The organism is Paracoccus ferrooxidans, assembly GCF_029909815.1.
Lineage (GTDB): Bacteria > Pseudomonadota > Alphaproteobacteria > Rhodobacterales > Rhodobacteraceae > Paracoccus > Paracoccus versutus.
The window spans coordinates 1,299,562-1,310,260 of the sequence record NZ_CP038198.1 but is presented as its reverse complement, the minus strand read 5'-3'; the positions used below and the strand labels follow the sequence as shown (position 1 = coordinate 1,310,260).

10 protein-coding genes are annotated in these 10,699 nt (G+C 72.6%); all 10 read right to left on the bottom strand.

The features are described 5' to 3' along the window. Positions 1-1,335 carry a type VI secretion system baseplate subunit TssK gene (gene tssK / locus E3U26_RS06595; RefSeq protein WP_499104599.1) on the bottom strand — a complete coding sequence of 445 codons (1,335 nt, stop codon included), beginning with the start codon at positions 1,333-1,335 and terminating at the stop codon, positions 1-3. A gap of 11 nt (positions 1,336-1,346) precedes the next feature. After that, a complete protein-coding gene (tssJ, locus tag E3U26_RS06590) occupies positions 1,347-1,820 on the bottom strand; it encodes a type VI secretion system lipoprotein TssJ (RefSeq protein ID WP_036761409.1) in 474 nt (157 codons plus the stop codon). After that, positions 1,817-3,040: a type VI secretion system-associated FHA domain protein gene (gene tagH, locus E3U26_RS06585; protein WP_499104598.1), complete on the bottom strand. Its 1,224-nt coding sequence runs from the start codon at positions 3,038-3,040 to the stop codon at positions 1,817-1,819. The genes tssJ and tagH overlap by 4 nt, the downstream gene beginning before the upstream one ends. After that, on the bottom strand, positions 3,040-4,077 hold the full coding sequence (gene tssG / locus E3U26_RS06580; RefSeq protein WP_499104597.1) for a type VI secretion system baseplate subunit TssG: 1,038 nt from the start codon (positions 4,075-4,077) through the stop codon (positions 3,040-3,042). Before tssG ends, tagH begins: the two co-directional genes overlap by 1 nt. Further along, a complete protein-coding gene (gene tssF, locus E3U26_RS06575) occupies positions 4,041-5,903 on the bottom strand; it encodes a type VI secretion system baseplate subunit TssF (protein WP_116221962.1) in 1,863 nt (620 codons plus the stop codon). The genes tssG and tssF overlap by 37 nt, the downstream gene beginning before the upstream one ends. Then, complete coding sequence (locus E3U26_RS06570) at positions 5,903-6,649, bottom strand: type VI secretion system baseplate subunit TssE (RefSeq protein WP_116221963.1); 747 nt, start codon at positions 6,647-6,649, stop codon at positions 5,903-5,905. Before E3U26_RS06570 ends, tssF begins: the two co-directional genes overlap by 1 nt. Positions 6,650-6,674: 25 nt before the next feature. Beyond that, on the bottom strand, positions 6,675-7,163 hold the full coding sequence (locus E3U26_RS06565) for an Hcp family type VI secretion system effector (protein WP_036760978.1): 489 nt from the start codon (positions 7,161-7,163) through the stop codon (positions 6,675-6,677). A gap of 143 nt (positions 7,164-7,306) precedes the next feature. Next, the gene (gene tssC / locus E3U26_RS06560; RefSeq protein WP_449045981.1) at positions 7,307-8,821 is read right to left on the bottom strand and encodes a type VI secretion system contractile sheath large subunit; all 1,515 of its coding nucleotides are present in this window, start codon (positions 8,819-8,821) and stop codon (positions 7,307-7,309) included. 3 nt (positions 8,822-8,824) lie between these two features. Further along, on the bottom strand, positions 8,825-9,373 hold the full coding sequence (tssB, locus tag E3U26_RS06555) for a type VI secretion system contractile sheath small subunit (protein WP_036760983.1): 549 nt from the start codon (positions 9,371-9,373) through the stop codon (positions 8,825-8,827). Positions 9,374-9,431: 58 nt separating this feature from the next. Next, the gene (locus tag E3U26_RS06550; RefSeq protein WP_499104596.1) at positions 9,432-10,505 is read right to left on the bottom strand and encodes a type VI secretion system protein TssA; all 1,074 of its coding nucleotides are present in this window, start codon (positions 10,503-10,505) and stop codon (positions 9,432-9,434) included. Positions 10,506-10,699: the final 194 nt, after the last annotated feature.

Genomic DNA, 10,699 nt, shown 5'->3' with positions numbered 1-10,699 from the left:
CTACCTGCTGACCGCGTAGCAGTCGATTTCGGGCTCGCGGTCCAGCTTGCCCGACACGCCCAGCACGAAGCCCGGCGAGGCTTGCAGCCGCGCCCAATGCTCGGACTTGCGGTCCAGCTCCAGGCACAGCCGGTCGCCGTCATAGGGGATCTCGCGCGGCTGCGAATGCAGCGGCCGCAGCGGGATGCCCGGCAGGCGCGAGGTCCAGAGCGCCTCGAACTCATCGGCCGCGCCCACAGTGACCTGGCGGGTGAACAGCTGCATCAAGCCCTCGTCCGACATGTCCGAGCCGATGCGCAGCACGATGCGGCTGTTTTGCAGGATCTCGGGATTGTCGATGCGCACCTTCCAGACGTTCTGGGCGTGGCGCGCCACCGGCAGGGCGCGGGATTTCGGCTCGACATGGCGCAGGGACAGGATCAGCGAGCGCAGCGCATCCGCCAGCGCGGCGAAGGCCGGCTGCGGGTCGACATGGTCATAGTCCGGCAGCGGCGACAGCCGCCGCGTCGATGAGCCATAGGTCGCCATCCGCCCCGCCAGCTCGGCCAGGTCGGCGAAAAGCTCGGAGGGGTGGGCAAGGTTCTGCGCCAGCAGGTGCTGCAGCCGCGGCCGGGCGGCATTGGCCAGCTCCAGGATCAGCAGGTTTTCGACCGAGCGGCCGGCGCCGCCCAGCACCATGCCGCCCTGCGCCTCGATGATGCGGTCGAGCCCGCCGACCAGTTCCTTGAGCAGTCCGCCATACCAGGGCACGGCGGCCAGCGTCAGCGCGGGGGGCAGCCAGCCCTCGGCCAGCACGACGCGGCCGTCGGCGGCCAGCCCCTCGATCCCGGCCAGCGGCAGGGTGACGGCGCCCTGCACCGGCTCGCCGGGCAGGATCAGCCGGGTCGAAAGCCGGGCGATCTCGACCTCGGCCGGCTCGGCGCCGCCGCGGATCTCGTCGCGCAGGCTGGCCCATTCGCCGCGCCAGCGCGCACCGCCCGGCTCGGCATGGGCGGGATCGACCGCGGCGGTGCCGGGCTGGCGCGGCGCCACGCCCAGCAGGACCGCGCCGGCGGGCGTGGCGCGGCCGACCGTGACCGGCGGCGGCGCCGGGGCCTCGGCCGGGATGCGAAAGGCAGTGCCGTCGGGAAACAGCCCCTCGGCCTCGGCGACGGCGACCTGCCCGGCCTCCAGCGCCGAGGGATCCAGCCGCAGCGCGACAAAGCCCCATGCCTGCCGCGGCCGCGTCCGCAGCAGCGCGCGCAGCTGGGCCGCGGCATGGCGGTCCTGCTGCTGGAAATGCTGCGGGCGCAGGAACAGGCCCTCGGACCAGACGACGCGGCTGCCTTCGGTCATGCGCTTTCCCTTCAGGCTGGAGCCATCACGACGCCGCCCGGCCCGGCGGTGACGGTGAAGCTGGCGGTCCCGGTGGGCGAGACGGCGGCCTTGGCGCGGGTGGTCTTGCCGGCCGGGTCGCGATAGCCGGCGACCACCGCCACCGCCGTCGTCGACGGGTCGAGCACCAGCGCCTTTTCGGCGCTGCCGCCGGGGGCCAGCGTGACCGTCTCGGCCTTGACCAGGTCGGCCCCCAGGGCGGCGGCGGGATCTTGCAGCGCCAGCGTGTCGGCGGCGTCGAAGCCGGCGGTGCCGCGCAATTGCAGGATGTGCAGCGTCAGCGGCCGGTCGCTGCCGTCGGGGCCGGGATTGACCCCGGCCGCGGCCGACATCGCCAGGTTGACCGAACCGGGCCCCTGCGGCCCGCCGCAGGCCGCCGTCAGCGCCAGCGTTCCAAGCCCGGCCAGCGTGGCCCGGCGCGTGAATAGGGGAAAGATCGTGGTCATGGCTCGCTCCTGTCAGGGGTTTCGTAGGCATCGCGGAATTCGGCGCCGACCTCGCCCAGGAAGCGATCCTCGGCGGCGCGGGCGATCTCGGCCCAGCGGGCGGCATAGGCGTCCCAGAGCAGCGCCGAGCGCCCGCCCGCCAGCAGCGCCCGCAGCAGCCCGGCATCGGCCAGCTGCGCCTCGATCGCCTCGGGCGAGAAGCGGTCGATCATCCGGCGCAGCGCCGCCTGCAGCCCGTGCCAGCTGCGCATCCGGTGGTCGGCAAGGTCGCGGAACGCCTCGGCGATGGCGGCGTCGGGGTCCAGATAGCCCGCCCCGCGCGGCGCGACCAGCGCGGCCACCTGCTCGTCGGGCATGGCCAGGAATTTCAGCGGGTTGACCTGGGCTGCGCCCAGCGTGGTGCGGGCGACGCGCAGCGAGCCCTTTTCCTCGGCCCGCGCGCGCAGCAGCGCGACCAGCCCCTCGGCCAGCATGCGGTAGCGCCGGCCAAGCGCTTCCAGGTCCACGCCCTCGGCGCCCGACGGGTCCAGCCCGGCGCCGCGCAGGAAGGCGGCGGCCGCGTCGGATGGCGGAGGCGGGGCCGTGGGGGCAGGGGTTTCCTCGACGGGCGCGGGATCGGGCTGGGGCGGCGTCGCGCCAGACGGTCCCCAGTTCCAGTCGTCGCCCGGTGGGGGCGGGGCTGCCGGTTGCGCGGCCGGCAGCGGGTCCAGCGTGAAGGGATCGTCGAAGCCGGGCGGCGGTGCCGGCGGCTGCGGCGGCGCGAAACGGCCGGTCGTGCGCTCGAAGGGCTCGGGCAGGTCCGAGGGCCGCGGCGGAGGCGGCGGCGGCGCCGGATCGCGGGGGGCGAAGAACGGGTCGATGCCGATGCCCGGATCGGCGGGCGCCGCCGCTGCCGCCTGCGCCCCTGCCTCGACGGCCACGCCCAGCGTCACGTCGCCCAGCCGCAGCCGCATCCCGTCGCACAGCGCGGCGCTGCGGCCCGGTCCCAGCGGCTCGGCCGCCGCGTCGATGAACAGCCCGCCCGAGCTGGTATCGGTGACGGTCCAGCCCTCGGCCGTGGCCTCGACGATGCAATGGCGGCGCGAGACGAACATCTCGGGGTCGTCGATCTGCCAGTCGCAGCCCGGCTCGCGCCCCAGCACCGCCCGGCCGCCCTCCAGCCGCAGCTCTGGCCGGGGCTGGGGAACGGGGCTTGTGAGGACGGTGAGGCGCAGGGTCATCAGGCGGCCTGCCTTTCGTCCAGCGGCAGGCGCAGGTCGTCGCGGTCCCGCGCGGCGCCGTCGCCCAGCCAGCCGGTCCGCCCCAGCGCCATGCCCGCGCCCAGCCGGGGCGGCGGCACCTGGGGCGCGGCCAGCACCAGTCGCAGGTCGAAGCCGATCTCTTCGCCCATGGCAAAGCGCAGCAGGCGGCGCAGCGCCGCCCGTTCCGGGCCGTCCTCGGCCAGCCGGCGGTATTGCGCAAGGCCCAGCGGGCCGACGGTGATCTCGGCCCGCGCCTGCGGCTGGTAGACCCGCGGCCCCAGCATCGCGCCCCGGCCCAGCCCGGCATGGGCGCGGCCAAGGCGGCTGGCCAGGGCGGCGGGGATGTCCTGCCAATAGGGCACGAACTCGACCACCCGCACCGGCGCGCCCAGCAGGTCCGACAGCAGCGCGGCCAGCGTCTCGGGGCTGCGGATCTGGCTGGCCAGCCCGGTGGCGTGGCGCAGGACCGGCGCGGGATCGTCGAGCGCTTCGGCGATGCCGGGCAGGCCGAGGCCCGCCAGCGCCGCGATCATCGCCGCCAGCCGGCCCTCGCGCCCGTGGTCGGCGGCGATGGCGGGCTGCGCCTCGGCAAAGGCGCGGTAGTAAAGCGCCATCATCCGGTGCTGGAGCAGGTTGCAGAACTCCAGGAAGGCGCGATCCGCCCCCGGCTCGGGCTGGGCAGAGCCGGCGAACCAGCGTTCGGACATGCGTTCCAGGATGCGCCGGCTAAGGTGCAGCGGCATCGGGCCTTCGGGTCCGAACAGCCCGGTGATCTCCAGCGCGATGCGGGCGGGGCCGTCGCCCTCGGCGGGGCTGAAGCGCGCGACCTCGCAGGCGGCGGGGCCCAGCCGGATCTCTTGCCCCAGCCGCGCGGGCTCCTGTTCCGGGCCGCCGGCATGGCCAAAGCGGCGGCCGGGCGATTCCAGCCGGCGCATCAGCGCGAAGGCCTCGATGCCGGGGGGCGGAGGGGGTTCCGGCGTCAGATCCGGGGGCGCAGGCCGGGCCGCATCGGCCATGACATCTCCTCCTGTTTCTGCACAAGGCGGGTGCGGGTGCGCACGAAGCTGTTGACCGAGGCGTGGCGCGCGAACAGCCGGTCCAGCAGCGCCGGCAAAAGCAGCCGGCTGGCCCCGGCCAGCGGCGCCTCGTCGATTTCCAGCGTGATCTCGGTGCCGCGGCCGAAGGCCAGCGGGCCGGGCAGGTCCAGCCGCTCGATCACCGGGCGGCTGGCGACGGCGGCGACGGCGCGGGCGTGGCGGGCCAGCCGCGGATCGCCGCGGTCGGCGTAAAGCGCCAGCAGCGCGCAAAGCGGCGCGCCGTCGCGCCCGGCCTCGGCCAGCGACAGATGGCCAGAGGCAAGCTGCGCCACCAGCCGCCAGGTCAGCTCGTCCAGCCCCGCCGCGCCGCTTTGTCCGGCCATCGGTGGCGCGCCCGCCAGCGCCGGTTGCGGCCGGCGCATCGGGCCGACCAGATCCACCCGCATCACCGGCTCGCCGCCCTCGGGCGTCAGCCGCGGCGTGTCGTCCAGGATCGGCAGGTCGCGATTGGTGCAAAGCGCGCGGATGTCCAGCCGGCGCGGCATCCAGTCCCCGGCGCGCGAGACCGAGATCCACAGGTCGTGCCCGGCATGGGAACTGCGCATCTGGCCGCGCCGGATCTCGTCGGTGGCCGGCCGGCGGGGGCGGCGCTCGGCCCACCAGAGCGGGCCGGGATGGCGCGGCGCCTCGGGGGCATGGGCGGGGCAGAGCAGCCCGTCCGCGCCCTCGCGGTCGGCATCGGCGACGCGGACCAGGCGATAGACCTCGAAGTCGCGGGTGCGGGCGCGGTCGGGGTGGACCGGATGCGCCGTGGCCCGCGCGTCGAGTTCGACGAAATTGCATTCCTTCTCGAACAGGTTGACCAGCGGCACGGCGAAGAGCCGGAAATCGTCGCGGCCCAGCCCCTCCAGCAGCGGCTCGGGGCGGGAAAGCGGCACGGCAAGCTCCAGCGCCACGCCTTCGCCGCATTGCCGGGCGGCGGGGGCGAGCCCCTCCAGCCGCAGATAGTGAAAGCGTTCCGGCATCAGGAAATAGTCGCGCAGCAGCCGGAACCCCTCGAAGCTGGGGCGCAGGCGGGGGGTCAGCCCCTCGTCGTCGCCGGTGCCCACCAGGCCGGGCCGGCCGAGGGAAAGCGCCTGCGCACCCGGCCGGGCGGGACGGGCCAGCGCGCCCAGGCCGCTGCCGAAGATGGCGTCGAACAGCGCCCCCGCCCGCGCGCTGCCGGCAAAGCACAGGTCGAGCCTATCCAGCGCCAAGGCTGACAGCGCGGCCGGTCCCGTCGCGTGCAGGCCGATGCGGATGCCCGCCTCGGCCCCCGGCGCGGCAAGGCCGGCGGCGGCCAGCGCGCCGCGGTCGGGCAGGTAATCGGCCGCCGCCAGTGCCAGCGGCCAGAGCGTGACCGCCTGCGCGGTGGCATAGGTGGCGCGGGTGGCCAGACCTTCGCGCACGGCGGCGGTGAAGCGGCTGCCGCGCGGCACCGGATGCCCGGCCGCCATGGCCTGCACCTGCGGGCCGGGCTGCAGCACGCCGATGCCCATGGCCGGCCCCGGCGCGGCCAGGTCGGGCCAAAGCGCATCCAGCACCCCGGCGGCGAAACGCTGGCCCTCGGCCTCGACCTTCATCCGCGTGCGGGCGGCCAGGAAGGCCACGCCCTCCAGCAGCCGCTCGACATAGGGGTCGGGGCAGGGCAGGGCGTCCAGCGACAGGTTGCGCGCCACGTTGGGATGCAGGGCGGCGAATTCGCCGGCCAGCACCCGGATATGGTCCAATTCGGCCTCGTAGGCGGCAAGGAAGGCGCGGTCCATCAGCCCTCCTCCAGCACCGTGGCGGCGGCGCCCGTGTCAAGGTCGATGGTGGTCAGCAGCCGCAGCCGTTCGGGCGCGGGGGCCATCAGAAGCAGCCCCTCGATGCGCACGCGCAGGCCGGTGCGGGTGCCGGGCTGGACGGTGACGCGGATGGTGTCGCGGCGCAGGCGCGGCTCGAACACCGCCAGCACCTCGCGCAATTCGCGCGCCAGCGCCTCGTGGTCGAAATCGCCCGCGCGCCGCCCGGCAAAGGCCGGGACGCCGTAATTCAGCACCGAGGCGCGGACATGGGGAAAATCGGCCAGCATCTCGGCCGGATCCTCGGCGCCGCCGGCGATGCCGGGGGGTGCGGTGCGGCGCTCGGCCGGGGTCAGCAGATAGCGCACTTCCAGCCGCTCGATGCCGAAGAGATCCTCGATGTCGCGGCGCACCGCCTCGCGCAGCACCTCGGGCGTGACCAGGATGCCGCGTTCCTGCAGGGCGGCGCGGCGGGCCTGCAATTGCGCCAGCGCCGCCAGGTCGCGCGCCTGGTCGGGGTCGAGCCCGTCCCGCCCCTCGCCCGCAAGCAGCGCCGCCAGCCGGGCGGGGCCGTGGCGGGCAGCCAGGGCCGCCTCGCGCCGGGCGAGCTCGGCCGTCATGGCGGGCAGGTCGTCGATCAGCCGGTCCCACAGGCTCGGCTGCACCTCCTCGCGCCGCGCCTGGAGGGGCGTGGCGGTGCGGGGGCGGTCGGGGGCGGGGCTGGCCATGGCGATCCTGCGCGCCTCGGGGCGGTCACTTGGCGGCCATCAGGTCGTATTCGACCTCATGCTCGTCGCCTTTCGAATGGTCGTCGGCCTGGACGACGTATTTGACGGCGATCTTCTCGAACGAGATGCCGATCTGCTCGGCGATGGTGTCGATCTCGGGTGCGGGCTGGTTCTGGCTCATCGAATAGGACGAGATCAGGCAATTGGTCATGGTGATGGTCAGGTAGTCCAGATGCGCCTCGCCCGAGTCCTTGCGGACGGTGAAGGTCATGGTCTCGAAGGCCTTGCCCTGCATGCAAGCCAGCGCCAGGTAGGGCGAGGCGGCGTCATACCATTTGTAAAGCGTCAGGTCGCTGACGGTGGCGCGCCCGCGCACGCGGCCAGACCCGGTTGCGGCCGAGCTTTTCTGCTCGGCCTTCAGGTCGGCGCCCCAGATGTCGATTTCGCCTTCGTGATCGGCCCGGCGCGATTCGCCGTCGATGCCGTCGATCTTGAGGTATCCGGTGAAAGCCATCTCACATCTCCCTGTTCGGCCTGTTCGGCAAGCCGGGTTTCAGACATGGCGGGGCCCGTCGGGGCCGCGTCGGGGGCCGCGCGCGCCCTGGCGCCCGCCGGCCCGGCGCCGCAGGGGCCGCCGCGGCCCCTGGGCAAAGCGCGTCACGGCCCCTTGACCGAGGGCAGTTCCGAAACCAGCCGCAGCGAGGCGTTGATGCCTTCCAGCTGGTAATGCGGGCGCAGGTAGAAGCGGGCGGCGTAATAGCCGGGCCGGCCCTCGACGCTGTCCACCTGCACCTCGGCCTTGGCCAGCGGCCGCTTGGCCTTGGCCTTGTCGTCGGCCATGGCGGTATTGGCCAGCACGTAGCGGTTGATCCATTCGGACAGCCAGACCTCCATGTCGGCGCGTTCCTTGAAGGTGCCGATCTTGTCGCGGGCGATGGCCTTGAGGTAATGCGCGAAGCGGCAGACCGGCAGCAGATAGGGCAGGTTCGCCGACAGCCGCTCGTTGGCCTGGGCGTCGGGATCGACCAGCCGCCCGGCGCGGGCCTCGCAATCCTGCAGGGTCTGCGCGCCCAGGAAGGCCGCGACATCGGTGTTCTTGCGGTGCAGGATCGGCATCAGCCCCAGCTTGGCCAGCTCATGCTCGCGCCGGTCGTCGATGGCGATCTCGGTGGGGCATTTCATCACCACCGAGCCGTCGTCGCTGGGGAAGGTATGCACCGGCAGGTTGGTGACGGCGCCGCCCGATTCCACGCCGCGGATCTGGCTGCCCCAGCCGTAAAGCTTGTGGCTGCGGTTGATGTTCACCCCCATCGGGAAGGCGGCGTTCATCCAGACGTAATGGTCGTGCTTGCCGTCGATCTCTTCGCGGAAGTCGAAGCCCTTGACCGGGATGGTGTCCGGTCCATAGGGCAGGCGCGCCAGCACCCGCGGCAGGGTCAGGCCGATATAGCGCGCATCCTCGCTTTCGCGCAGGCTTTGCCAGGCCGCGTAGTCGGGCGAGGACGTGACCATCTTCAGGTCTTGCGGATTGGGCAGTTCCTGCCAGCTTTCCATGCGGAACAGCCGGGGCGAGGCCGCGGCGATGAAGGGCGCATGCGCCGAGGCGCAGATCCCCGACAGGTTGCGCAGCAGCCCCACGTCGCGCGGGTGGTGGCTGAATTCGTAATCGCCGACGATGCTGCCGAAGGGCGCGCCGCCGAAGCTGGAATATTCCTCGGTATAGAGCTTGCGGAACATGGGCGACTGGTCCCACATCTGCCCCTCGAAATCCTCCAGCTGGTCGGCAAGCTCGTCCTTGGTGATGTTCAGCACCCGGATCTTGAGCATGGTGTCGGTTTCGGTGTTGTTGACCAGGTAATGCAGCCCGCGCCAGCTTCCTTCCATGCGGCGGATCTCGGGGGTGTGCAGCACCTCGTTCATCTGCGTGGTCAGCAGCTCGTCGATGCCGGCGATCAGCGACTTGATCGAGCGCACGGCATTGCCGGAGATCGTGGCGCTGCCGGCCTTTTCGCGGGCGGCAAGGGCCAGGTTCGCGACCAGCTCGCGCAGCTTGGCGCTGTCGTCCTGTTCCTTGACGCGGAAGTCCTTTTCCAGAAGCGTGCCGAATTCGTCCAGGTCGACGGCCTCGGCTTCGGCGGCGGCTTCGGTGCCCTTGAGTTCCTGTTCGGCCATGGCTCAGCCCTCCGTCCCGTCGCCGCCGGGGGCCACCGCCTGCTCGGCGACGCGGGCCAGCAGCGGCTCGTCGTTCAGAAGCTGGGCGATGCGCTTTTCGGCGCTGGCCTTGCCGTCCATGTAGCTCAGCAGTTCCTCGAGCTTGCGGCGCATCTTCATCAGCTCGGCCAGTTCGGGGATCTGCTCGGCGATGCGGTCGGGGGCGAAATCGCCCATGTTGCGAAAGGTCAGGTCCACGAACATCTCTTCTTCCTCCGCGCCGGCCTCCTCGCCCTCCTTGCGGGGCAGGCGGTTGGGGATGCGGGCGGTGACGCGGGGCGAAAGCGCCTCCATGAAGGCGGGGAAGCGGCCGGCATCCACCTCGACGAAGGACCGTTCGGCGGGCGGCTTCTGCGCCTCGCGCGAGGTGGACTTGCCCGCCAGATCCGCCATCACCCCCATGACGAAGGGCAGTTCGATGGTGGTCGGGCTGCCGTAATGCTCGACGTCATAGGCGATCTGCACCCTGGGGGCGCGATTGCGCTCGATTACCTTGGCCTTGCTCTCGCTCATCGCGGGTTACTCCCTGTCGCGGCGCCATCGCGGCGCCGGCCCCGATTGCGCCCTGCCGTCAGCGTCCCTTGTCCTCGGCCACTCCGGCGACATTGCGGAATTCCTTCATCCCTCCCGGCGCCAGTTCCTCCATCAGCTGCAGGAAGTTCATCGGCACCATCTTCTTCATCCGCCGCGCCAGATGCGGCAAAGGCGAGGCGGGTTCGTTGCGTTCGTAGAAATCGATGATCAGGTCGAGACAGGTCGCGACCTCGGCACGCGAGGCCAGCCTTGCCGGCAGGCCTGCCGATGCGGGCGCGGTGGCAACGGCCGCGGGGGCGGGCGTTTGCGCGGACGGTGCCGCAGGCGCATTGGCCTGCGCCTGCGCCGCTGGCTGCGTGGGGCGGCTGAACTGCGCCTCGGGGCTGGCCAGCGTCGCCGCCATCCGCTCCAGCATCCGGCGCAGCGCCGGGAAGCGGGTCGGCGGGTCGTCCCCGATGCGCGCGGCCAGGGCCGCCTCCAGCCGGGCCAGCGCCGCCAGCGCGGCCGCAAGCCCGGTTTCCAGCTGCGCCACCGCCTCGGGCTCGGTGTCGCGCAGGGCGCGGCAGGCGGTCAGCACCCGCGTCGCCCTGGCGTCATGGCGGGCGGCGCGGTCGGCCTGTTCGGCGGCCGAAAGCCCCGTCGGCCCCTCGGCCGCCAGCACCGAGGCCGTGACCGCCCCCGCCGCCAGATCCCCGCCCGAGACCGCGGGCAGGCCGCGCGGGACCAGCACGGTGTTGAACTCCAGATCGCCCAGGATGCCGGCATCGGCATTCTCGATCTGGTAGAGCGCGTTGATCCGGCGCAGCGCGGCCTCGCGCACCAATTGGCCCTCGCGCAGGGCGGGATGCAGGTGGTCCCACCAGGTTTCCAACGTCTCGGCCAGCAGGTCCAGCCCCTCGGCCAGCCCCTCCGCGCCGCGCAGGTTGGTCATGATCCGCGCCACGACGACCAGCAGGCGCAGGTCGCGGCCGGCCTGGGCCAGCGCCTCGGCCTCGTCCAGCAGATGCGCCCAGTCCAGCGCCACGTCGCCGGTATTGCCCTTGGCCAGCTGTTCGGCCCGTGCCGCCCGAGAGGCCCCGTCCAGCGCCCTTTCGAGCGCCAGAAACCTCATGTCGTTGCGAAGATCCAACCCGGCGGAATCCGGCACGGCGAGCGGAGCGAGAAACATAGGGGAAACCTTTTCAAAGGCCGCATTATGTTCTTCTCGAAATGGGAAAATCATCTCATGGACTGCGGCTTTGCGCAATGAAATCCTGCGGATCGGCGGCGGCGCCCCCTGGCTGGGGCGTGCCCCCGGCCTTGGCG